23 protein-coding genes are annotated in these 23,079 nt (G+C 37.5%); 16 read left to right on the top strand and 7 right to left on the bottom strand.

Features of this window, described 5'->3' with window-relative positions; translation table 11 throughout:
- Positions 1-2 precede the first annotated feature (2 nt).
- Positions 3-2,633 (top strand): methionine synthase, encoded by a 2,631-nt coding sequence (gene metH, locus CWB66_RS02710; protein WP_138584251.1) that lies wholly within the window; start codon positions 3-5, stop codon positions 2,631-2,633.
- Positions 2,634-2,738: 105 nt separating this feature from the next.
- Here the strand turns inward: metH and CWB66_RS02705 are convergent, their stop codons facing one another.
- The 3 genes from CWB66_RS02705 to CWB66_RS02695 form a co-directional block, all read right to left on the bottom strand.
- Complete coding sequence (locus tag CWB66_RS02705; protein WP_138584250.1) at positions 2,739-3,287, bottom strand: DUF1240 domain-containing protein; 549 nt, start codon at positions 3,285-3,287, stop codon at positions 2,739-2,741.
- 195 nt (positions 3,288-3,482) lie between these two features.
- Positions 3,483-4,031 carry a DUF1240 domain-containing protein gene (locus tag CWB66_RS02700; RefSeq protein ID WP_138584249.1) on the bottom strand — a complete coding sequence of 183 codons (549 nt, stop codon included), beginning with the start codon at positions 4,029-4,031 and terminating at the stop codon, positions 3,483-3,485.
- A 10-nt stretch (positions 4,032-4,041) separates the two neighbouring features.
- Positions 4,042-4,416 carry a hypothetical protein gene (locus CWB66_RS02695; protein ID WP_138584248.1) on the bottom strand — a complete coding sequence of 125 codons (375 nt, stop codon included), beginning with the start codon at positions 4,414-4,416 and terminating at the stop codon, positions 4,042-4,044.
- 415 nt (positions 4,417-4,831) lie between these two features.
- Here CWB66_RS02695 and CWB66_RS02690 point away from each other — a divergent pair, with 415 nt between their 5' ends.
- Both CWB66_RS02690 and CWB66_RS02685 read left to right on the top strand, forming a co-directional pair.
- Complete coding sequence (locus CWB66_RS02690; protein WP_138584247.1) at positions 4,832-6,991, top strand: DKNYY domain-containing protein; 2,160 nt, start codon at positions 4,832-4,834, stop codon at positions 6,989-6,991.
- Positions 6,992-8,060: 1,069 nt separating this feature from the next.
- A complete protein-coding gene (locus tag CWB66_RS02685; RefSeq protein ID WP_138584246.1) occupies positions 8,061-8,504 on the top strand; it encodes a hypothetical protein in 444 nt (147 codons plus the stop codon).
- 273 nt (positions 8,505-8,777) lie between these two features.
- On the opposite strand, the gene CWB66_RS02680 is transcribed toward CWB66_RS02685, so the two are convergent.
- From CWB66_RS02680 to flgA, 4 genes are all read right to left on the bottom strand, one after another.
- Positions 8,778-10,001, bottom strand: coding sequence for an RCC1 domain-containing protein (locus CWB66_RS02680; RefSeq protein WP_138584245.1), 1,224 nt, complete (start codon positions 9,999-10,001; stop codon positions 8,778-8,780).
- Between the two features lie 259 nt (positions 10,002-10,260).
- Positions 10,261-10,689 carry a flagellar export chaperone FlgN gene (gene flgN / locus CWB66_RS02675; RefSeq protein ID WP_226894541.1) on the bottom strand — a complete coding sequence of 143 codons (429 nt, stop codon included), beginning with the start codon at positions 10,687-10,689 and terminating at the stop codon, positions 10,261-10,263.
- Positions 10,689-10,976 (bottom strand): flagellar biosynthesis anti-sigma factor FlgM, encoded by a 288-nt coding sequence (gene flgM / locus CWB66_RS02670; protein ID WP_138584244.1) that lies wholly within the window; start codon positions 10,974-10,976, stop codon positions 10,689-10,691. Before flgM ends, flgN begins: the two co-directional genes overlap by 1 nt.
- Before the next feature lie 95 nt (positions 10,977-11,071).
- Positions 11,072-11,836: a flagellar basal body P-ring formation chaperone FlgA gene (gene flgA / locus CWB66_RS02665; RefSeq protein WP_138584243.1), complete on the bottom strand. Its 765-nt coding sequence runs from the start codon at positions 11,834-11,836 to the stop codon at positions 11,072-11,074.
- 106 nt (positions 11,837-11,942) lie between these two features.
- Between flgA and flgB the strand changes: the two genes are divergently transcribed.
- The 13 genes from flgB to CWB66_RS02600 all read left to right on the top strand — a co-directional run.
- Positions 11,943-12,317: a flagellar basal body rod protein FlgB gene (flgB, locus tag CWB66_RS02660; RefSeq protein WP_077535689.1), complete on the top strand. Its 375-nt coding sequence runs from the start codon at positions 11,943-11,945 to the stop codon at positions 12,315-12,317.
- A complete protein-coding gene (gene flgC, locus CWB66_RS02655; RefSeq protein ID WP_077535688.1) occupies positions 12,317-12,733 on the top strand; it encodes a flagellar basal body rod protein FlgC in 417 nt (138 codons plus the stop codon). Before flgB ends, flgC begins: the two co-directional genes overlap by 1 nt.
- Positions 12,734-12,737: 4 nt before the next feature.
- On the top strand, positions 12,738-13,403 hold the full coding sequence (locus tag CWB66_RS02650; RefSeq protein WP_138584242.1) for a flagellar hook assembly protein FlgD: 666 nt from the start codon (positions 12,738-12,740) through the stop codon (positions 13,401-13,403).
- 26 nt (positions 13,404-13,429) lie between these two features.
- On the top strand, positions 13,430-14,776 hold the full coding sequence (locus CWB66_RS02645) for a flagellar hook protein FlgE (RefSeq protein WP_138584241.1): 1,347 nt from the start codon (positions 13,430-13,432) through the stop codon (positions 14,774-14,776).
- An 11-nt stretch (positions 14,777-14,787) separates the two neighbouring features.
- The gene (locus tag CWB66_RS02640) at positions 14,788-15,519 is read left to right on the top strand and encodes a flagellar basal body rod protein FlgF (RefSeq protein WP_077535685.1); all 732 of its coding nucleotides are present in this window, start codon (positions 14,788-14,790) and stop codon (positions 15,517-15,519) included.
- Positions 15,520-15,533: 14 nt separating this feature from the next.
- Positions 15,534-16,319 (top strand): flagellar basal-body rod protein FlgG, encoded by a 786-nt coding sequence (gene flgG / locus CWB66_RS02635; protein WP_077535684.1) that lies wholly within the window; start codon positions 15,534-15,536, stop codon positions 16,317-16,319.
- 2 nt (positions 16,320-16,321) lie between these two features.
- Positions 16,322-17,041, top strand: coding sequence for a flagellar basal body L-ring protein FlgH (locus tag CWB66_RS02630; RefSeq protein WP_138584240.1), 720 nt, complete (start codon positions 16,322-16,324; stop codon positions 17,039-17,041).
- Between the two features lie 17 nt (positions 17,042-17,058).
- Positions 17,059-18,168 (top strand): flagellar basal body P-ring protein FlgI, encoded by a 1,110-nt coding sequence (locus tag CWB66_RS02625; protein WP_077535682.1) that lies wholly within the window; start codon positions 17,059-17,061, stop codon positions 18,166-18,168.
- A gap of 12 nt (positions 18,169-18,180) precedes the next feature.
- On the top strand, positions 18,181-18,648 hold the full coding sequence (locus CWB66_RS02620; RefSeq protein ID WP_138584239.1) for a rod-binding protein: 468 nt from the start codon (positions 18,181-18,183) through the stop codon (positions 18,646-18,648).
- Between the two features lie 7 nt (positions 18,649-18,655).
- On the top strand, positions 18,656-19,963 hold the full coding sequence (gene flgK, locus CWB66_RS02615; protein ID WP_077535680.1) for a flagellar hook-associated protein FlgK: 1,308 nt from the start codon (positions 18,656-18,658) through the stop codon (positions 19,961-19,963).
- Between the two features lie 11 nt (positions 19,964-19,974).
- Complete coding sequence (gene flgL / locus CWB66_RS02610) at positions 19,975-20,871, top strand: flagellar hook-associated protein FlgL (RefSeq protein WP_077535679.1); 897 nt, start codon at positions 19,975-19,977, stop codon at positions 20,869-20,871.
- Between the two features lie 21 nt (positions 20,872-20,892).
- A complete protein-coding gene (locus tag CWB66_RS02605; RefSeq protein ID WP_138584238.1) occupies positions 20,893-21,918 on the top strand; it encodes a flagellin in 1,026 nt (341 codons plus the stop codon).
- A 396-nt stretch (positions 21,919-22,314) separates the two neighbouring features.
- The coding region (locus CWB66_RS02600) for a flagellin N-terminal helical domain-containing protein (protein ID WP_138584237.1) at positions 22,315-23,079 on the top strand (765 nt) is incomplete at its 3' end.

The following is a 23,079-nucleotide window of genomic DNA, read 5'->3' as shown; positions in this document are numbered from 1 at the left end:
ACATGACACAGCAAATAGCAGTATTTACCAATGTTGGTGAGCGTACCAATGTAACTGGCTCGGCTATGTTTAAACGCCTAATCATGGAAGAAGATTTTGAAGCCGCGCTAACAGTGGCCCGCGAACAAGTAGAAAACGGCGCACAGGTTATTGATATAAACATGGACGAAGCCATGTTGGACTCAAAAGCCGCCATGGTTAAGTTTTTAAACTTAATAGCCTCAGAGCCCGATATTTCTCGTGTACCAATCATGGTCGACTCCTCAAAATGGGAAGTAATAGAAGCAGGTCTAAAGTGTATTCAAGGCAAGGCAATTGTTAACTCAATATCGCTAAAAGAGGGCGAAGAGCCATTTATTCGCCAAGCTAAAATAATAAAACGCTTTGGTGCAGCTGCCGTTGTAATGGCGTTTGATACCGACGGACAAGCCGACACGGCCGACCGTAAGTTCGCAATATGTGCGCGCAGTTATAAAATACTAGTAGAAGACATTGGCTTTGCGCCTGAAGATATTATTTTCGACCCTAATATATTTGCCGTAGCCACCGGTATAGAAGAGCACGATAACTACGCCGTAGAATTTATTGAAGGCACACGCCGCATTAAGCAAAACTTACCGCACTGTAAAGTGTCGGGCGGTGTATCAAACGTATCGTTTTCGTTTAGGGGTAACAATCCAGTACGTGAAGCCATTCACTCGGTGTTTTTATATCATGCTATTCAAGCTGGTATGGACATGGGGATTGTAAATGCGGGGCAACTAGCCGTTTACGATGATATACCAGAAGAGCTACGTAAAGCCGTTACCGACGTAATACTTAACACCGACTCAGGCGCAGGCGAGCGTTTAGTAGAGCTTGCACCAAAATACTCGGGGATGGCGCAAGCCGAGCGAGTAGAAGATTTAGAGTGGCGCACATGGCCTGTTGCAAAACGCCTTGAGCACGCGCTTGTTAAAGGTATTACTACCTTTATAGATGAAGATACCGAAGAATGCCGCGCCGCAGCAGCTAAACCTATTCACGTAATTGAAGGGCCGTTAATGGACGGCATGAACGTAGTAGGGGATTTATTTGGCGCAGGTAAAATGTTTTTACCACAAGTGGTTAAATCGGCGCGCGTAATGAAGCGAGCCGTGGCCTACCTAGACCCATACATTGAGCTTGAAAAAGAAGAGGGTTCAACCAATGGTAAAATAGTCATGGCGACCGTAAAAGGCGACGTACACGACATAGGTAAAAACATTGTAGGCGTGGTATTGCAATGTAATAACTACGAAGTTATCGATTTAGGCGTAATGGTACCTGCCGATAAAATACTACAAACCGCTATCGACGAAAAAGCCGATATTATTGGGTTATCGGGCCTAATTACGCCATCGCTTGACGAAATGGTACACGTAGCAAAAGAAATGAAACGCCGTGGTTTTGAACTGCCGTTACTCATTGGTGGTGCTACTACTTCTAAAGCGCACACCGCAGTAAAAATTGAGCCGCAATATGATAAAGGCGTAGTGTATGTAAGTAATGCCAGCCGTGCGGTAGGTGTAGTATCTAATTTATTATCGAAAGACATTAAGCCTGATTTTTTAGCTAAAACCCAAGCTGAATATGTAAAAGTGCGCGAGCAACAAGCGCGCAAAAAGCCACGCTCTAAGCCTGTTACAATTGGGCGTGCCCGCGATAACGCAGCGGTGCTTGATTGGGATAACTACACGCCACCTGTGCCTAAAAAGCTCGGCGTGACTGAATTTAAAAACGTATCAATCGCGAATTTACGTAAATACATAGATTGGACGCCATACTTTATGACATGGTCAATTGCCGGTAAATACCCGCGCATAATGGACGACGAAGTAGTAGGCGAGCAAGCGCAAAGCTTATTTAAAGACGCTAACGATATGTTAGACGACCTTGAAAAAGCAGGCAGTTTGCAACCACTTGGTGTAATTGGTTTATTTCCTGCTAACCGCGTTGGTGATGATATAGAAATATACACCGACGAAACACGTAAAGAAGTATTAACTACTTCGTGCCATTTACGCCAGCAAACCGAAAAAACCGACTTTGCTAATTATTGCCTAGCCGACTACATAGCACCCAAGGGCACACCAGACTATTTTGGCGCGTTTGCAGTAACGGGCGGCCTAGAAGAAGACGACCTCGCCAATGCGTTCGACGCACAGCAAGACGACTACAACAAAATAATGGTTAAAGCGGTTGCCGACAGGCTCGCCGAGGCGTTTGCAGAATACCTACACGAAAAAGTACGTAAAGAGTATTGGGGTTTTGCACCAGACGAAAACCTAGCAAACGATGAGCTAATACGCGAAAACTACCAAGGTATTCGCCCTGCGCCAGGTTACCCAGCGTGCCCAGAACACACTGAGAAAAAGAAAATTTGGCAGTTGCTCGACACCGAAAAACGCATTGGTATGCAGCTAACTAGTTCGTACGCCATGTGGCCAGGTGCTGCTGTTTCGGGTTGGTACTTCTCACACCCACAAGCAAAATATTACGCAGTAGCAGCAGTACAAAAAGATCAGGTGGAAGACTACGCTAAACGAACTAATATGACGCTTGCAGAGGCTGAAAGATGGCTATCGCCTAATTTGGGGTATGATCCGGAGTAAAGCGAAGTGGTTAAATAGCGAAGCGGTCAGTTTTTAGCTGTCAGCTATTAGTTAAAACAAAAACGAGCCAAATGAGGCTCGTTTTAAATTATACATAAAAAATCATTAAGGGCTATTAGCGAGTAGCTCATCTACTTTTTTTATAACATCTTCTGGTGTTGGTTCAGTCGTTTGTTGTTTAAACCAATCTGTTATTTCTTCGCTGACTCTATAACCTTTTTCAATGCAGTGGTGTTGAGAGGTAACCCAAATATCTGCCCCCCTAGAAGTGCTATACGAATTACAAACAGTGTAGCCTTCACTTTTAATTTTACTTTCAATAAAGTAGGTATAAGTAGGAACTGAAATCAATAGTAAAATTAAAGTAATCCCACAGAGCTTATACCATCTAATTAGAAGCTCTGGTTTTATTTCAATATTTCTTACTTTTAAGAATATCAGTTGAGTAAGCATTAGAAGCACTGGCGTGCCTAAAATTAAACTCGCACCAAAACTCTTCTCCTCAAAAATTAGCTGATGTTGATTCAAAGCTTCAAAAACGAGTGTCACCTCACTGTATGAGATCATAGGTAGAGTAATGGTCAGCACAAAGAAGAAAGCAAATAAAACAATACCCTTTATATTTTTACTTAACGTTAATTTTTCAGATTTCATTAAATTACCATTAATCACCAGTTTAAAGTGTGCCTCAATTTGATTTTTACAAGGTTGGCTGAGTTTTATATATTTTGATGTACGTTACTAATTATACCGCATTCAGAATCTGTCAAAGTCAAATTACAGTATTAAATTTAAAAACAAAAACGAGCTTAATTAGGCTCGTTTTTTTAAATTACACATAAAAAATCTTTAAGGGTTATTAGCGACTAGCTCATCTACTTTTTTTATAACATCTTCTGGTGTTGGTTCAGTCGTTTGTTGTTTTAACCAATCTGTTATTTCTTCGCTGACTCTATAACCTTTTTCAATGCAGTAGTGTTGAGAGGTAACCCAAATATCTGCCCCCCTAGAGGTGCTATAGGAATTACAAACAGTGTAGCCTTCACTTTTAATTTTACTTTCAATAAAGTAGGTATAAGTAGGAACTGAAATCAATAGCAAAATCAGAGTAACCCCACAGAGCTTATACCATTCAATTAGAAGCTCTGGTTTTATTTCAATATTTTTTACTTTTAAGAATATCAGTCGAGTAAGCATTGCAAATGCTGGCGTATATAAAATTAAACACGCACTAAAACTTTTCTCATTAAAAATTAGCGGGTGCTTATTTAACGCCTCAAAGACAAATACCAATTCATTATATGATGCAATCGGTAAAACTATGGTGATGATAAAAAATAAAACAAATAAAAATACACCCTTTATATTTTTACTTAACGCTAATTTTTCAGATTTCATTAAATTACCATTAATCATTTTTTAAATAAGGTATTGCAAAGAGGTTATGCATAAATTTTATAGGATTTTCTTTATACATATTACTAGCATCTCGTAAGTTATTGTGTATTTTTTGTAAATTATTTTTCGCATTACTTTCAGCAATCCTTAAACTAGTTGCTAATTTCTTAGTTAAGGTCTTTGTGTCAATAAAATTATATGCTAGTAAGGCTATAGCTGAACTTACAATAACTACTGCCAAAATTGGACCAACGGCAACAACTGCAGCTGTGCCAGCTAAAGAAGAGACACCTGCCCAAGCAATACCTGATGATGCGTCAGCAATTGCTAAATCAACAGAGACCCCGCCTATAAAATCGTGCCAGAGTTTTTTATCATCGAGCATTTGGTCTACAGCATGAAACCCAACAGATATCAGGATGCTTAAAACAAAGCCCGGTTTAACTGCTTTTAATTAGTAAATAAAGCTGTTACGCCCTCCAAAAAAATTAGCTAATTTAACCATGCCTATTCCTTATTTATTCAATCGTGCTAAGTCAAAAATTCGGCTCTCGGAACAAACATTTAGTTCAATTTATTAAATGGAGTACGGGCTATTTAGTCATTTAATTTTTTCTCAGCCTGTTTCCTTTAAGGTGTATATCTGGCATCGTTGTATGTAGGTCTGTTGTTTATATGTTTCTATTATCGTAGCTTCTGCAAAGAAAATGCTATCACTGTATATTCAACTTACTATTTTTATTGTCAATGCAAGTTATGCACTTACTGCTTTAGTTCAAGAGTAATAAAAATGGAGTTTTATGAATTACTTTTTCTACACTGATTACTATCTCGAATTAGATTTATTCGATAATCAATTTGTTAGCATTTTATCAGGTCTTCATGTTCATCCGACGCTACCCTTAGATATAACTATAATGTCAGATGACTGTGTACTGTATGAGACTGCCCAAGATTCCATTATTGATTTCTCTCCTGATACGCTTGGTTATTATTGGAACGATGGTAAAACTTGTCTTCGCACAACAGAGGGTCTTATCTTTAAATCATGTGATTCAGAAGAAGCTATACAGTCTGTCTTAATTGATGGAAAAATGTGTGGACAAAAAATAGACTGTACTTTAAGTAAAGAGCCCCAAGATCAACCTCGATACACACTCCGTTTACTTTATGGTAAAAAAGCGTTACTTAAACAGGGTGAAGGTGCTCGGTATATACTCGAAATAGATGAAAAAGAACATTCTTTATATTTTCACGAATTTCTTTTTTCGTATAGCGTTAAGCAAAAAACAGGGTTTTATAGTGACGACGGCCAACTGTTTTACTACGATAGGCCATTGCCAGGCCTTGTAATCGATACCTTTATGGTTCTACATTTTAATTATGCTAAGGATAAGCATTCAGTTGTGTGTGGAGATAAGCTTATTTCTGAAGCTGATGTCGATTCATTCGAAGTTATTTCAACTACCTTAGCTAAAGATAAAAATCATGTTTATAATTTAGCTGAAATCATTGAAGGAGCGTTACCTGATTCTTTTGAAATCATCGACGGTAAGGATTGTGATGCGTTTGAATATTATTGTAAAGACGATAGTACAATTTACTACCTAGGTGAAGTGATTTATGGTGTTGACTGCGCTTCATTTCGTTTAATTAATAGTAACTTTGCTGTAGATGATAATTGGGTATATCGTTCTGGAAAGCGAATATCTATATTAGACTCAAGTAGCTTTCAGTATATTTCTGATTTATATGTAGCTGATAGGAATGGAGTCTACCTAAACGATATTTTCTTAGAGCAAATTGCAACCAGTAAAGATGATTTTATCGCGTATGATCATTATTTTTTATCAAATGAGGTTATTTATTGGCAAAATTGTTCATATCCTTTATCTGCAGATCCTGCATCATTTATTTCTATTAATTCGATGTGGGCTAGAGATAAGATACATATTTTTTACCAAAATAAAATAGTTTATAAAGGTACCTATAACTACATTAAACCTTTTTATGATCTGTTGATTGTAGATGAAAAGATGATATCTGATAAAGGCCCAATAAGGGGAGCAAGTTCAGTCGATTGGCATAGACTCTACGGTAACTTTTATGCATCCAAAGATAACCTATATTATAAAGACCAGTTTATAGATGGGGGCACTCCAAGGTCTTTTACAATGCTTGATAGTCTACGTTTTAAAGATCAAAATAATATTTATCTGATTGAGGAGTATTCTGAAGAACTAGAAATTATAAGTGATATTGACAGTGACGAACTTGTTATCGTTAACGAGTTTATTTTAAAAACCAATAATTTAGTCTACTTTTATAATACAGTAATAAAGGACGCTAACCCCAAAACATTTAGGTTTTTGAAATATGGTTTTTCAAGTGATGATAAAGCGGCTTTTTGTAATGAAATTCGTTTAGATGGACTGGATCCCTGCACACTTCATATTTTAAATTATAATATTATTCATGATACCAAGCGACTTTACTACCAATGCACTCCACTGGAGATCGAAATTAGTCAAATGGTGCGATTAACTGATGATATTTTAAAAGATCATCAGTTTGTCTACTACAAAGGGTTGCGGATAGCTAAAGCTGATGCACCTTCTTATACAGTTGTTAACTCATTTTTTCAAAAAGATATAAAAAACATCTACCATAATGAAAAGCATCTACTTTTAAATGCTGATGAAACTATATTTCAAGATGAAGTTTATGCAATGGATTTAAAGCGAGTGTTTTTTATTGATAAAGAAATTTTATCTGCTGACGTTGCTTCCTTTAAGATACTAGGTCTCTCTATATCAAAGGATAAAAATAATGTTTATTTTAGAGAAAATATCATTGTTCAAGCTGATCCCTTTAGCTTTAAAATTCTGGGTTATAACCAATTTATTGATAAGTTCAACCTTTATCAAGTTGAAAATGGTAAAGTGTGCATCTGTAGATAAGATTTCCTAACTAAGAAACAATCGCTTTTATTATGTTAGTTAATAGAACAGCATATGAGTTTTTAAAGCGTAATTGTTGGCGGCGTAAATTACTAAACACATCAATGCTAATATAAAAATATTCGTTTTTAAATTTTTAGTAATGTGCGCTGTTATAATTATAATAGCGGCTAGGGAACAATATCATAGTTACTCCATCCCCAACAAAAAAAAATTGCCTCTGGAAGCAGGGTCTGAATTTTGCTTTGCTATTTATCCATATAATTTTATTGTTTGGAATTTCGGCAATAGCATTTGATCGCGAGCACTTTGAAGTAATAAGCAATTCAATATATGGCAATAATGTTCCTTTGATGCAATCTAACTTAGCAGATATATTCGTATCCCCTTGGTTTGCTTATTTGTGCTTAGTTTTGATTCCAATCACGTTAGTTAAAGAGCGATTATTGAAGAAATACAACGCTCGAATTTACTTAAATGTATTAGCTTCTCTTATATTTGGAGCAATAAATTTTATATTTATTGTTAATCTTTATAGCGTTTAAAACTAGCCAAAATTTACGGGCTAATAATATTATTAGGCGATTAGTTACAGTATAAGCGAGTCTAATTAGGCTCGCTTTTTAGTGTTTAAAATTGTATTAAAAGCTAATTTACTTGCCTAGATTCAAATTGTTAAGTCATTTAAAAGAAACGACAAAATGTTGGTTTAGTTTGTTAATTCAGTATTTGTTATGGCTATAGGCGTAGGTGAAATAAGCTATTTATTCCTATAAGCAGTGGGTAGTGTTTAAGAAACTTGCTATGAAGAAAAAATATATTTGCTTATTTTAGCTTCTTTTGCATCATAAGTATTAAGTGGAATAGCTGCGTTTTATTTATTAACTTCACAAGGGGAAGCATTTTCGCACGTTCAGGTGTTTTAATGGCTGTACTTGGGACAACTGATTAACTTTGTAGATTTTGGAGTTATTAATACGAAAGAATATTTGCCAATAAAAAACCTAAATAACATGTAGGGTATTGATAAATTAGGTGTTATTAAAACATAATCAAGTTAGGAGGGAATATGAAAATAGAAGATATAAAACTTAAAATTGAAAATTCTGAATTTTATAAAAAGAATGATATTCAACAGTTAATTAAACTGGTTGTTGATTTGTATGAGAACTACAGAATTGAAAACACTGTTTTAGAAAATGACGGCGATATGCTCCTTTTTCAGTGCGGACGAGACAGCTTGAGTAAAGACTACTTTATTGTTGATATTACACGCCAAGTTATTCCTGATTTAGATGATATAGACGAAGCTACGGATGCTATGCAACAGCTTAGAATTATTTTTAAATTTTCACCAAGCGAGGCTGCGTTTGCGCTTTCAATAACTAGTGAATGGTGCTCTGCGTTAAGTGAAGTTAATTGTTTTAGATCGTTTATTGAAAATAGTGATGCCTTTCAGTGGGCTATTAAAAATGACGTAATAAAAGTAGATATGGAATTATCTTATATATAAATTTAAGGCAAAGGTAGCAACTGAATAACTACGTTCTGTGATTTGTTTAACTGCTTCAATTTTAAATTCTTGTGTATACTGTTTTCCTTTGCTCATAAACACCCCTAGTTGAAGTTACAATCTAACTCATTTGCTGTCTAGTAAAGTATGGGAGTCCACTTTGTTTGTTCAATTAGAGTAGCTCTTTAGTTTAATTTCAGTAAGATTAGAGTTGTTAAAATAAATGAGACTAACAAATTTATGCAAGCCTCACTTATTTAGTCATAAAAATATTTATGACGATGGTATGATAAATCTAGTCGGTATGGTGTCTTTATTTGCGTTTTTACCCCAACATTTAACACCCCCATCATCTACAGCGCATTTATAACCATAGCTGAGAACTATCTGGGTAGGATTTGATAGCCCACTAATATCATCAATATCAGTGATATTTTCAGCCGTACTATCCCAGCAAATTAGACCGTTATTGTCAATCGCACATGCTTCTGAATTATGGACTACAAGCGATGTTGGGTTATCTAAAAGGGGAGAGCTCACAGGCCCAGTCCCCCAACAAATAACTTGACCTTCGTCTATCATACATGAAGCACGACCACCGCTAGTAATATAAGTTGGATTAATTTGACTAGGAACATTTATATAATCCCTATAACCCCAGCATTTGACAAAATTACTTCCAGAAGCGGGCTGATTCAATGCGCAACTATGAGAATCAGAGGTCGTAATTTGAATCGGGTTGTTTAAAGACGTTGACGGTGGCGTAGCTTCTCCATCAGGGGAGTAGCCCCAGCATTCTACTTTTTTTACTGAATCAACAATGGCACAAGAATGTGCATCGCCAGATACTATATTTCTTGGGTTATTTAGGCTCGGCGCAGAAGTACGTATATCATTTTTACCCCAACAGCGAGGTCTACTTTTCCCTTTTTCTAATACGCAATTAAACCCGCCGCCGATAGATACTTCTTCAATTTCTGAAAGTACAGGGATACTGTACTGCCCCTGATCTACATATTTACCTCTATCGCCCCAACACTCTAATCCTAATGAATCCATAGCACAAGTTTGAAATACTCCATGACCAAACAGACGAATTCCGTCTGTTTGTTTACTGAATTTAAATTCTTGAAAATTTATTTTTCCTGTAGAACGGTCTTGAGTAGAAAATCTGTAGGTATAATTACCACCTGGAAACCAATTGGGTATATTCAAAATACGTTTAGATGGTTCGTACTGCTCACCAGGTGATAATGTTTGTTCTAATGGTGCATCAATATTGTAATGTTTACTATCCGGAAATATTAAGTAGCTAAAATAATCTACATTTTTAGTTACTGAAAATTCATTAGTAATTTTCAAACTAAACATTAAATCACCACCACCGCTGACAACTTCAGTACTACCGATAGGGCTAATATTAATATTAATACTAGCATTTGCAGCCTCTATAGCTAGGATTCCGAAAAGAGGTAAGAGTAACTTTATTTTATTCATTATTTAAAGTCCATATTATATAAATGTTTTATAATTATACACTTAAATACATCCTTGTGAACATAGTGGGTACAAGCTTGATGCCGTTTATCCCTAGATTAGTGAATGAAATTAGGGTGATGTTTTTGCTATAAATGTGATGAGAGAATTTCTATCTTAATTGGGCTGGGTAAGCAAAGAGTTGCATTTAAAGTATACAGTAGGGATATATGAAACGTTTATAACATGCGTTTAGAATTAAGCCGTAACTAAACGTTTATTATAATTGCATTTCAGGATAGGCTTGTTTGTTTTCGCCACCCGTTAAGCGCTGCATCAATCGACGTTGGCTTGAGAGTAATTGGCCAGAACGTTCGTTCATCATTTTGCATGTTTTCGTTTTTATTTCTAGTTCTTGCAATAATTTGGTGGTGATTGCATTTACATCACTAGGGAGTTTACTTCTTAATTGAGTTAGTCCTTCCTTACCGCTAGGTAAGCCTAAACTCACTAAAAATGCATCACGCTTAGTATGCGAATCATTGAGACTATCTAAAAGCTTCAGCATTTTAATATTATGTTCTTCAAGCTGTATGTCGCGCTGGCTTAATAATACGTACTGAGACTCAAGAAATACAATTAATGCATCGAGCTTTTTAATGTCGTTTTTTAGACTAACTATATATTCTTTTAACGTGCTTATGGTCATTATTTATGTAGCTCAACAAGGGCATTAACGGTTGCATCAATATCTATTTGAAATTCACCATTAGCGATTGCGGCTTTAACTTTAGCAACCATTTCCATATCTACATCAGGCTGAGACGATAGGCTTTCAAATGTAGAGTCTATAGATTTACTAAGCGCACTGACTTCACTGGTGTTTTTTTCAGGAGCGTGATTAGGTTTTTGCTCTTGCGTGCTTGGCGTTGCAGAGCGAGAAGTTAACTTCTGGCTTTGTTCAACGTGTAAAGCGGGTGCATTTGTTATATTCATACTGGGTTACTCATCATATTTAAAATTGTTCATACCTGCATAAATATAGGTAGCGACCAATAATACTTTTAACTTAACTTTTTTATTAATAATTTTTAAAAAATAGCTTCTACAACTCTCTTGTCAATTACTTTGCCTTGAACAACTTTGTTTGAAGATAGATTTTTAACATTGATGATTTCGCCAAACTGCCCATCTTGTAGTGCAACAGCTTTTACATTAGCTGAAAAACTAGCGGTATTTACTTGTAATAAAATAAACTCGTCTTTATTCACTAAATACATGTTTTCTAAATGGCGGCGCGAAATAATATCATCTTTTTTTATTTCTCGCTTTACCGTCATGCCAACTAATGGTTTTATTTTTGCTTCTGTTGAATGTAAGTGCTTACTTACATCTGCGCTTCTGTAGTGTAAAAGATCAGCGGTAAGTAACTCGCCCCTGCTTAGGTTTCTTTTAGCTGCAACAAGATCAATCCATAAATTTACTTTAGCACTTGCTCTAAACTTCCATTTTGGTGATTCACATTGGACTGTAAGGCTAATTCGCCCCGAAGGCGGGTCTTCTTTTTTTGAACGGCTAATTAGCATGTTTTCACAATTTAAATCAGTACTCCCTTTTGGAATGAAGAGCTTAATTTTTTGTTGTTGTTTATTTGAGCCGATTGATGCGAGATAAGAATCAATTTCTTTTTGTAGGTAGGTATGTATCTGCTTATCAAAATTAATGTTACTTGCCGCACTTTGTTGCGTACTAAAAAAAACAAGTATAAAAAACACACGGAAAAAAACAAACTTCCCTTGAGGAAGTTTAGCTTCCGCTTTGCATTGGCGGGTGAAGTTGTTTTTTATGTAAGTCATTGATTCCTAGTTTTTTATAAAGTTGGCATAAAGGTTGTAGTAGAAGCTGCAACAGGTAGAAGTATGCGAATGTGTGAGCATACAAGAATCAAAAAGTAGAGGCAACATGGAACTATTTGATAAGGCGTTAGGCGTTCATCCATTTTCAATGCAGCTAAGGCTAGATCGTGCCGAAATAATAGCAAGTAATTTGGCAAATGTAGACACACCGGGATTTAAGTCTCGAGATGTTGATTATCGTCAAATTATGAATGACGTTTCATCAAGTATTTCACAAAATCGAAATGTTGACTTTATGGGTGCTCAGGCAGAACAACTAAAATACCGTGTACCTTATCAACCATCAAGTGACGGGAATACGGTTGAGCTTAATATTGAACAAGCAAAGTTTGCAAATAACAGCATGGACTTTCAAACCAGCATGACTTTTTTAAATATGAAAATAAATGGTTTGTATAAAGTTATTAAAGGAGATGTGTAATGTCTTTTAACTCAATTTACGATGCAAGCGGCAGCGCAATGCGTGCTCAGGTTATTCGTCTTGATACGATTGCTTCTAACTTAGCAAATGCCGATACGGCAGCAGGCTCAGAAGCCGACGCATATAAAGCGCTTAAACCCGTATTTTCGGCTCTATATAAACAAACACAAGATGGTCAATCTATTTCAGCGTCAGTTGATATTTTGGGTATTACCGAATCTAACCGAACGGTTGAACAGCGTTATGAGCCAAATAACCCTATTGCGAACGGTGATGGTTATGTTTTTTATTCTAATGTGAACGTGCTTGAAGAAATGGCCGATATGATGTCAGCAAGTCGTAGCTACCAAACGTCTGTTGAGGTAATGGGGCGCGTTAATAGTATGCAGCAAAGTATTCTAAAATTAGGACAATAATAAAATGCAAGTGAATACAACCAATCAAAATGCACAAGATGCTGTTAATAGCAAAACTAACATTTCAGGTAATATTTCAGGTAATAGCTCATCTGCAGAGATGTCGACGATGTTTTTAGAACTTCTTGTTGCTCAAATTAGTAATCAAAATCCATTAGAACCAATGGATGGTACGGCTTATGTAAGCCAGCTCGCTGAGTTTTCAAATGTTGAATCACTACAAGGTATTAGACAAAACACCAGCACAGGGCTCGATTATATGAGCAGTTTAACTGTGCTTGAAGCAACGGGCATGGTTGGTCAGTCTGTTGATGTTAAAGCAAACAGTGTGGCGTTAGAGCAAGACGGTACTGTTGCAGGGTTAGTTAATTTAGATACACCAGCAGATTCGGTTACTGTTCAGTTATACAACCAAAATGGTGAGCTAATAGAAGAGAAAAACCTGCCATATTCTGGCGTGGGTGCACTTCGTTTTGCGTTTGATAACCAAGACGCAGGTGGATACGCTGTTAGGGCTTATGCAACAACATCAGGCATTCCAAAGCAGCTCGATACATGGCTAAGTGGGAATGTTGAGCGAGTATCGGTTGGTAAAACACCAGAAGATATTTTATTACAAGTTGATGGTTTGGGTAATTTTGGTCTCACTGAAATTAATCAACTGGCATAAGTAAAACTAAAAAAGGAATAAACAATATGTCTATGTTCAATATAGGTCTTAGTGGCCTTAAAAGTACACAAACCGGCTTAGAAGTAACAAGTAATAACATCGCAAACTCTGGCACTGCAGGATATAAAAATAATACGGCCGAGTTTGCTGCTGTTTACAACGGTGGTCAGCGTGGTGGTGTTAAAGTTGCTAATATTAAAGAAGATTTTGTAACGGGCGGTGAAATTGTTCGTACTGGTAATGCACTTGATATTGCAATTGATGGGCAAGGCTTTTTTGCAATATCAGAAAATGGTCGCACGGCTTATACCCAAGCAGGTCAATTTACGCTAGATAATAATCTGAATATCGTCAATGCGAATGGCTCCACATTGCAAGGGTTTGGCGTATCTGAAGCCGCAGGTGGAGAGACGACAATTGTATCGGGTGTTTTAACCGATTTAAAAATTGAAGCGTCTAATATTCCAGCTCAAGCAAGTACCTCTATTGATTTTAACGGTAATTTAAGTTCAGCAAGTGATATAATTTCATACCCTGTTGCACCGGCTCTTTTCGATCCTAAAGATGGTAGCCAGTATAACTTTTCTCAATCAACCGAAGTGTTTGACTCATTAGGCAATAGCCACGTGATGACCCAGTATTTTAATCACACGGGTAGTAATGAATGGCAAGCCATGTTCTTTTTAGATGGAAAGCCTTTAACTCAAGCGCAATTAGCTGCAACGGGTGCAACAACAGGAACTCAATCGGTTGATGATGGAACAGGTACAGCTACAACAGTGGCCGCTGGTACTTTAACTATAAAGTTTGATACAAACGGTCAAATGATCCCTTATTCGACAACACCGGATGTAAGAGCTGTCAACTTATCTGTTGGTGTTGCGGGCGCTACTGCAACAACAAATGCTGAAATAAGTACTGGTGCTGCTGCTTTAGCCATAAACCTAAAATTTGATGGTACAACTCAATTTGGCTCTAGCTTTAGTGTTAATGAAAATGACGCAGATGGTTATACATCGGGTGCATTTTCTGGTGTTACAGTGGGCGATGACGGTAAAGTATTTGCAACGTTTACTAACGGCGAATCTAAATTACAAGGGCAAGTTGTTTTAGCCTCATTTGCAAACGTAGATGGGTTAGAGCAAGGCAGTAATACTGTGTGGTATCAAACTGAAGAGTCGGGCAGTGCACTTTACGGTGAGCCAGATAGCGGCTCTTTAGGTAAATTACTTTCGGGTTCATTTATGGGATCGAATGTTGATATTAGTGAGCAATTAGTTGGCTTAATGTCGTTTCAGCAAAATTATCAGGCAAATGCTAAAACAATCAGCAGCGCTGATGAAATGATGCAAATTTTGTTTAGTAACACTTAAGGAAGCTGATTGTGGAAAAATTAATTTATACCGCAGTTTCTGGTGCTGAACTAAATAATACAGCCTTACGTGTTGCCGCTAATAACTTGGCTAACGTCAGTACAGCTGGGTTTAAAGCTGATATGGAACAGGCTCAATCTATGATGGTTCAAGGTGGCGGATTTAGAACCCGCTACCTTGCTCAATTGACTCCTGTTACCACTGATTTATCGGCAGGTCCTGTGATGGATACGGGTCGTAATTTAGATATTGCTTTAAGTGAAGGTGGTTACCTTGAAGTCATGGATGATAATGGGAACCCAGCCTATACCCGAGCTGGTAACTTACTTGTTGATGCCGACGGTTTTGTAACTGTCAATGGTCGTCGTTTGCAAGGTGATGGGGGCGATGTACAGCTACCTGAGTTTGGCGAAATTGAGATTGGCTCTGACGGTATAATTAACCTTACGCCAATTGGCGGTGGGGTTATTGCAGAAGATGCCCGAATTAAGCTCGCCAGTACTGATGGAAACTTAGTTAAAGGCCCTGATGGGTTACTAAGAAGTCCTGATTTACAACAACTTGAAGCCGACGAGACAATTAAAGTAAGAACCGGCGCGCTCGAAGGCTCTAACGTAAATGCGGTAGCCGAAATGATAAAAACAATGAATATTAGCCGCCAATTCGAAATGAATGTAAAAATGATGAAGTCGGCAGACGAGCTTGCAACCAGCGGCAATAAACTTATTAGCGAACGTGGATAAAGAGGGAGTTAATCATGAATTCAGCATTATGGGTAAGTAAAACAGGTCTTGCAGCTCAAGATCTTAGAATGACCACTATTTCTAATAATTTAGCTAACGTAAGCACCGCAGGTTTTAAAAAAGACAGAGCCGTATTTGAAGATTTATTTTACCAAGTACAAAAACAACCAGGCGCTCAAGCTGATGATTTAAATCAGCTGCCTTCAGGTATCCAAGTTGGTACTGGTGTTCGAATTAACGGCACTCAAAAAGAATTTACTGAAGGAAGCTTTGAAACAACAAGTAATCAACTTGATGTTGCGATTGCAGGACAAGGTTTTTTTCAAATTGAAAGTCCAGATGGAGAGCTTTTGTTCTCTCGTAATGGCCAGTTTCAGCTTAATTCAGAATCATTACTAGTTAACAGCAATGGTTTACCTTTGGCGCAAAATATAGCGCTTCCAGAGGGAACAACAAAAGTGTCTATTGGCACGGATGGGTCAATTACAGCTATTGTTGGTAAAGAAGCGCAGCCAGTTGAGTTAGGTCAACTATTAACGGTTAATTTTGCCAATCCTGCGGGTCTGCAAAGCTTAGGTGGTAACTTATACCGTGAAACCGCAGCGTCAGGTGAGCCAGTAGAAGGAATACCTGGTGAAGAGGCGTTTGGTGCTTTACAACAGTTTACTATTGAAGGCTCTAACGTGAGTGTTGTTGATGAAATGGTCAGTATGATTGCTGTACAACGTGCTTATGAAATGAATGCTAAAGTCGTTTCAGCTGCGGATGAAATGTTACGCTTTATAAATCAAAACGTATAATTATGAATAAGTTAGCTTTTTTAATCGTGTTTTTGTTGTTGGCAGGGTGCAGTAATGCCCCCTACAACAGAGAGTTTATTCAATGCGAAGTTGTTTATGGCGAAGTTAAATGCCCTCAAAACAAAAAAAAGAAAACACGTAAAGATTACGAGATCAGCCAAGAGTCTTATCAAGAAGGTTTAAACCATCAAGATGGCAGCTTATTTCAAGATAATTACATGTTTTCGCTTTATTCCGATAAACGCGCGTACAGAGTTGGTGATATTTTAACGGTTGTTTTAAACGAGCGAACTCAATCAAGTAAAAGTTCTGACTCGAGTTTAGACAAAAAAACTGATTTTGATGTCGGTGTTCCTCTTGCCGGTAATTTAAATGTCACCGATTTAAATTTAGGTGTTGGTTCAAGTACTAAATTTGATGGTGAAAGCAGTGCAAGTCAGCAAAACTTTCTTAGCGGTTCTATAACGGTTCGGGTTGAGCATGTTTTATCAAATAACTCATTAGTAATAAAAGGGCGTAAACAAATAAAACTAAATCAAGGCGATGAATATATCGAGATTGAAGGTTTAGTTCGCCCTGCTGATATTGATGTAAGCAATAGAGTGTCTTCTTTGCGAATAGCAGAGGCACAGATCAGTTATACAGGCAGAGGCACATTGGCTGATGCGAATAGACCAGGTTGGTTTACTACACTGTTTACTCGATTCTTAAATCCATTCTAGTGACGACTGAGGTTTTAATGAGATATTTATTACTGCTATTAATTAGCCTTTCAGGCTTTGTACCACAGGTAAGTTATGCAGCTAAAGCTAGACCATTATTAGATATGGTGGATGTATTAGGCGTTCGCGAAAATCAATTAGTTGGTTATGGTTTAGTGGTAGGTTTACCGGGCTCTGGTGATAAAGCACAAGTTAAATTTGCGGGTCAGTCATTGAGCAATATGCTAAAGCAATTTGGTGTTTCGGTTGATGAAAAAAGTTTACCAAAATCAAAAAATATTGCCGCCGTTGCAGTGCATGCAACACTTCCTCCTATGGGAAGCCCAGGCCAATTAATTGATGTAACAGTTAACTCTCTAGGCGACGCTAAAAGCTTACACGGTGGCAGCTTAATGTTAACGCCGCTAAAAGGTGTTGATGGCAAAATTTATGCACTGGCACAAGGTAACCTTGTTGTGGGGGGGATTAATGCCAGCGGTAAAAATGGCTCATCGGTGACAGTCAATGTTCCTACCTCAGGGCTTATTCCAAATGGCGCTATTATTGAACGCAGCGTAGTGGATATGTTTAAAACTCAACCCGATGTTGTATTAAACTTAAAAGCGCCAAATTATCAAACTGCCCGCAATGTAGTAAAAGCAATAAATAAAGTATTTGGCCCTGACGTAGCAACAGCCGAAAACTGGGGGCGGTTAGTGGTAAGTGCGCCAAGTGATGCAAACAGCCGTAATACCTTTATGTCGATGTTACAAGATATTGTGGTTGAGGAAGGTACTGAGAGACCAAAAATTGTATTTAATAGCCGCACCGGCACTGTTGTAATGAACGATACAGTGAGAGTGCATAAAGCTGCGGTTAATCACGGTAATTTAACGATTACCATAAGTGAGCAAGAAGGTGTGTCGCAACCAGGTCCATTTTCAAATGGACAAACTACGCCTACCCAAGCCAGTGATATTAGCGTTGAGCAACAGCAAAAAAATATGCTTTTATGGCCTGAAGGCACATCTTTGGATGAAATTGTTAAAGCGGTTAATGCACTTGGAGCTACGCCCGCAGAGCTAATGTCTATATTAATTGCTTTAGATAATGCCGGTGCACTTGAAGCTGAACTTTTAGTTATTTAATGGAATAACGCAATGAAAATAGAGACTCCACACACACTATCGCAATCATTGGCTATCGACCCAACTAATGTAGTTAATATAGCTAAAAATAGTACTGAGAGTGAAGGGATCAAACAAGCTGCTGAGCAATTTGAAGCCATATTTTTACAACTTGTTTTAAAAAGTATGAACAGTGCGACAGAAACAATGTCGGGTGAAAGTGGCTTTTTTAATAGTAAAGAACAAGCACAGTTTAGAGATATGTACGATGCTCAAACAGCGCAGCATCTTGCATCTAAACATGAGCTCGGTTTAGCTGAAGCAATTATTAGACAATTTAACGAAAAAATAGAACCTATTGAAAATACATTTAAGAAAGACTTAATAGCGGTCGCTGATCCATTATATAAGAACAATGAAAAAGTTGAGCCTACCCAGAGTCATGATATTTATTCTGGTGCATCATTTACTCAATCATTGAATATTATTCCTATTAGGTAATTAAATTATGTCGATGTTAAACAATGCATTAAGTGGACTTAATGCTGCAAATGTAGCGCTTACAGTTGCAGGGCAAAACGTTGCAAATGCAGCAGTAGATGGTTATTCACGACAGTCTGTACAGTTTAAAACAACGGGTGTTCAACTTGGCGGCGTTGAGGTTTCTTCGGTAGATCGCATCGTAGATGCTTTTTTAAATGATGACATTTGGCGTACAAACTCTGACGCCTCATACTATAAAAACAAACAAACGTATTTAGGCTTTATTGAACAAGTTGTTGGTACCGACTCGCTTAATTTAAACGCCTCGATTACAACGTTAAGCAATGCATTAAATGCAGCATCAACGACACCTGACTCGCCAGCATATCGTCAACAGTTTTTATCAGCTGCTGAAGGTTTAATGCAAGATTTTGCGCAAATAAATGGCGCATTAGAGGGGCAATCAAAAAAGCTGAGCTCAGAAATGAGCAATGTGTCTCTTGAGGTAACGTCGCTTACCCAGCAAATAGCACAAGTAAATGGCAGTATTGGAAAAGCAATAGCAAACAACCAACCCAGTGCTGAATTAAAAGATAACCGAGAAAGATTAATCAGCCAATTGTCTGAACATATTGGCGTGTCTATTGTTGAACGTGATTCTGGCCTTTTAGATATTAGCACGTTAAGTGGTGCCCCTTTAGTTGTGGGTACTAAAGCTGCATCAATAAAGGTCAATAATACAGATGTTAGTAGTCATTTTTTAGGCCAAGAATTTAAACTCGATGAACATGTTGGTGGGCACTTTGGCGGCTTGATCAGCGCAGAAAAAGATATTATAAAACCTACATTAGCGAGTCTAAATAGCTTAGTAAAAGACTTAGCTGATGATGTTAATACAGCGCTAACTGCCGGGTTTGACTTAAATAACAATGCTGGTATTCCTTTATTTGAATATGATCCATTAAACCCGTTAGGTAGCATAAGTATTAATCCTAATATGGGTAAAGATGAACTCGCATTTAAAAATAGCAGTACGACAGGCCCCGGTGATAACTCTAATATTGCCGATATATTGTCGGCAATGACAGGTAAAGGAGAGCGATTTACTTTACTGGTAGGGGAGCTTGCAATTACGAGTAAACAAAATAAAACCAGTATCGCTACCGCGTCGAGTTTAAACACAAATGCAATAGCTGCGCGCGATAGCCTAAGTGGCGTTAACTTGGACGAAGAAGCTGCAAGTCTGATGCATTTTCAGCAAATGTACGGCGCTAACGCCAGAGTAATTAGCACAGCTGATCAAATGTTTAATGCTTTACTGCAAATGTTTTAAAGGAAAATATAATGCGAGTTAGTAGCCATCAATATCATTTAAATTCTATTCAAAACATCCAAACTAATGCTGGGATCTTTAATGAAAAATCTGTTCAGCTTGGTACAAATCAAAGAATACTAAAGCCATCAGATGATCCGCTTGGGACTGTAATGCTGATGAATTTAGGTTCAGAAATTGATTCGCTAGAGCAGTATAAAACCAATATGGATGCGGTTAATTATTCTCTTGGTCAACAAGAAGTGCAGTTAACAGGTATTGTGAATCAAATTTATTCGTTGCAGAGCTTAATTACAACCGCTGCAGATGCATCTATGGGCGACTCTGAAATTAAAGCACTTGGACAAGATATGAGCATCGCTTTTCCGGCAATTGTTGATTTACTTAATGCGACAGATAGCGCTGGAAAATATTACTTCTCTGGGAGTAAAACAGATGACAAACCTTTTCAAATTGATGGTTCAGGTAACTACGCTTATAGCGGGGATAGCATAGTTAGGGAAGTATCTGTGTCTGATGATTCGAGTGTGATTAATAATATTATTGGTGATGCCCTCGACCCTAGTGCCGGCTTTTTAAATGCTATGAAAGACTATCTCGTTGATGTTAATAACCCGCCCGCAGGTGGCGTTGGTGCACAATCAAGAGTGATGATAGATAAGCTTGCAGGGTTTTTGAGCACCATTAGTGGTCAAGTCACTACAATTGGTGCAACAATGGCATCACTTGACTCAGTAACTACAAGTAATGAAGATATAAAAACTTTTACGGTTAATCTTCGTGACGATTTAAGCTCTTTAGACTATCCTGAAGCATTTGTATCATTAAAAGAGTCAGTGGCGGCTTACGAGTCATCAATGCAAGTTTATTCAAATGTAAGTAAACTCTCTTTGTTTTCGTATATTTAATTATAATACCAGGAACATACCATGCTCGTTAAAAGTAGCGAAAAAGTTCAATCTCTGGAGCCGGCTAATACAGCTAAATCTAGTGGCGTCGTTACATCTTCAAAAGATTCGGCTAATAATCTTTGGAAAAATAAGATTGTTGCTAAGCAAGAGCAGGTTCAGGTATTAACTAATTGGTCAATTCGTGGTGCTTTAAGTCAAGAGCTGGCAAAAGCAGAGCAAAGTGAAGCAACTATTCGTAATTTATTCATTGGCTTAGAAAGGCTGGCGCAACAACTCAATACGCAAGCCGCTAATACTAAACCTCAAGCAATGCAGCAGCGCGGTATCAGCTCGCAAATTACCATGTTACAAAATACGGCGAGTAGAAAAGGCTCTGGGCTCGACGCTCAATTAAGAACAAATGATCCAAGTAGACCAATTACACGCCAGCTTAATGCAAATATGGATCTTATAAGTAAACGTCCACATGATGAAAATATTCAGCTACTTATGGGCCGAAGTGGTAAATCATTGAATTTAAGTTTACCTGCTAATCAGGATGAGCGTGCTAACTTTAGTGCTGTTCAAAGTGCATTTTCGCAGCATCAAATCAGTGTGGAATTGAGTCGTGAAAATCGATTACTTTTTAGTGCCAAAAAAGAAAACGCAGGCCCTTTGTTAGAACCATGGGTAATTAGTGGTCAAGGTGTGCGCGTAGCCGCCGGAAATCCAATTTCATTACAATTAAATGATATTGATAACCCTTTAAATGAACTTGCAAAAATAGCAGATAAAAATGCGTCTATTCAAGAGCATAGAGATAGAATACAAAACGCACAACGACACTTAAAAGCTAATTTAATGAAAGTTCAAGCTAAGAGACAGCAATTACTTGCCCAGCTACAGCAATTAGATACTGCAAGCTCACTTGATAACAGTGAAGCGCTTACAAATCTTAGTAGTAATGCTAAACAACAAATGCTCAGTGCCGGTGCTAATAGTGTAAGTGTTATCATGGCGCAAGCTAATGTAACGCGTAATATGGTGCAATACTCTCTTAATTAACCTGAACTGTTTATAATAAACCTACCTCAAGCTGATTATTCAGCGCTGACAACGTTGAATTTACTCGCAATAAACTCTCTATTGACCCATAAACCCGCTTTGCTCTCACTGAAGTTTCTCAATCAAAATTCAGATTAATAGTAATTTTTACATATAGAAATACATATCAAAGTTATAACTTAGCGATATCAATTTCCTATTTTTATAGCTATTTCCATTCAATAAGCTCAGAATTTTTCATAACTTTATTTTTTATTTACCTGCTTTGACTTAATTTGTAAAAATAATCAAAATAAAGTTTAGTTTTTTCTGGGTATGGTCGCTCTTAATGATTAGTCACTTCTATTTATGCTTTTACGTGTAAATAGTATTAAAAAAACATAAAGGAAATTAAGCATGGCTTTATCAATTCAATCTAATATGGCATCAATGTCAATTCAAAACCAGTTAGGTCGTAGTAATAACGATTTATCTACTGCGCTTGAGCGTTTAGGGTCTGGTTTTAAAATCAACTCAGCAAAAGACGATGCTGCTGGTTTGCAAATAGCATCACGTTTAAATGCACAAGTACGTGGTCAAGACGCGGCACTTTATAATTCAAATAATGCAATGTCGATGATGCAAACAGCGGAAGGTGCGTTTGATGAGATGACCAATATTGCTTACCGCATGAAAGAACTTGCAACGCAAGGCGCCAACGGTACAAATGATACAAAAGAGTACACTGCAATAAATGCTGAATTTTCGGCGTTAGAAGAAGAGCTTGTTAGCATTATGCAAAATACAAGTTTCGGTGGTACAAAATTACTAGAAGCAAAAGTGGACACTGCTGTTATTGCTGTGGCTGAAGTACGAACTGCTGGCGTGATAACAACGCCTGGTGTGCATGCTGTTGCACTATCTGATGGTGGTAAGTTTGCCGATAGTACAGCTGCAGGCGCTGTTACCTTCCAAGTAGGCTCATCAACTGCTGAAACATTATCTGTTGCTGTAGGCGCTGAAGTAGATGCAATACATACTATTCTTAAAACTAAAACGGGTGAGTATGCACGCGTAACGGATCTAACTGATCGTGCTACTTCAGGTACAGCTATTACTTCAGTTGATGGGCTTATAGAAAAAATTGGTTCAGCACGCTCTGCATTAGGTGCGTCAATGAAT

The sequence above is a fragment of the Pseudoalteromonas sp. S558 genome, assembly GCF_005886635.1.
Lineage (GTDB): Bacteria > Pseudomonadota > Gammaproteobacteria > Enterobacterales > Alteromonadaceae > Pseudoalteromonas > Pseudoalteromonas aliena.
This window is presented reverse-complemented; position numbering and strand designations above follow the sequence as displayed.

Excerpts from the sequence above, each read along its gene's own strand:
- CWB66_RS02645 (WP_138584241.1), top strand. The coding sequence starts at position 13,430 with ATGTCTATGTTCAATATAGGTCTTAGTGGCCTTAAAAGTACACAAACC.
- CWB66_RS02700 (WP_138584249.1), bottom strand. The coding sequence starts at position 4,031 with ATGAAATCTGAAAAATTAGCGTTAAGTAAAAATATAAAGGGTGTATTT.
- flgC (WP_077535688.1), top strand. The coding sequence starts at position 12,317 with ATGTCTTTTAACTCAATTTACGATGCAAGCGGCAGCGCAATGCGTGCT.
- metH (WP_138584251.1), top strand. The coding sequence starts at position 3 with ATGACACAGCAAATAGCAGTATTTACCAATGTTGGTGAGCGTACCAAT.
- CWB66_RS02695 (WP_138584248.1), bottom strand. The coding sequence starts at position 4,416 with ATGCTCGATGATAAAAAACTCTGGCACGATTTTATAGGCGGGGTCTCT.
- CWB66_RS02605 (WP_138584238.1), top strand. The coding sequence starts at position 20,893 with ATGCTCGTTAAAAGTAGCGAAAAAGTTCAATCTCTGGAGCCGGCTAAT.
- flgB (WP_077535689.1), top strand. The coding sequence starts at position 11,943 with ATGGAACTATTTGATAAGGCGTTAGGCGTTCATCCATTTTCAATGCAG.
- flgG (WP_077535684.1), top strand. The coding sequence starts at position 15,534 with ATGAATTCAGCATTATGGGTAAGTAAAACAGGTCTTGCAGCTCAAGAT.
- flgL (WP_077535679.1), top strand. The coding sequence starts at position 19,975 with ATGCGAGTTAGTAGCCATCAATATCATTTAAATTCTATTCAAAACATC.
- CWB66_RS02630 (WP_138584240.1), top strand. The coding sequence starts at position 16,322 with ATGAATAAGTTAGCTTTTTTAATCGTGTTTTTGTTGTTGGCAGGGTGC.
- flgM (WP_138584244.1), bottom strand. The coding sequence starts at position 10,976 with ATGAATATAACAAATGCACCCGCTTTACACGTTGAACAAAGCCAGAAG.
- CWB66_RS02620 (WP_138584239.1), top strand. The coding sequence starts at position 18,181 with ATGAAAATAGAGACTCCACACACACTATCGCAATCATTGGCTATCGAC.
- CWB66_RS02625 (WP_077535682.1), top strand. The coding sequence starts at position 17,059 with ATGAGATATTTATTACTGCTATTAATTAGCCTTTCAGGCTTTGTACCA.
- CWB66_RS02680 (WP_138584245.1), bottom strand. The coding sequence starts at position 10,001 with ATGAATAAAATAAAGTTACTCTTACCTCTTTTCGGAATCCTAGCTATA.
- CWB66_RS02705 (WP_138584250.1), bottom strand. The coding sequence starts at position 3,287 with ATGAAATCTGAAAAATTAACGTTAAGTAAAAATATAAAGGGTATTGTT.
- flgN (WP_226894541.1), bottom strand. The coding sequence starts at position 10,689 with ATGACCATAAGCACGTTAAAAGAATATATAGTTAGTCTAAAAAACGAC.
- flgA (WP_138584243.1), bottom strand. The coding sequence starts at position 11,836 with ATGACTTACATAAAAAACAACTTCACCCGCCAATGCAAAGCGGAAGCT.
- CWB66_RS02650 (WP_138584242.1), top strand. The coding sequence starts at position 12,738 with ATGCAAGTGAATACAACCAATCAAAATGCACAAGATGCTGTTAATAGC.
- flgK (WP_077535680.1), top strand. The coding sequence starts at position 18,656 with ATGTCGATGTTAAACAATGCATTAAGTGGACTTAATGCTGCAAATGTA.
- CWB66_RS02690 (WP_138584247.1), top strand. The coding sequence starts at position 4,832 with ATGAATTACTTTTTCTACACTGATTACTATCTCGAATTAGATTTATTC.
- CWB66_RS02685 (WP_138584246.1), top strand. The coding sequence starts at position 8,061 with ATGAAAATAGAAGATATAAAACTTAAAATTGAAAATTCTGAATTTTAT.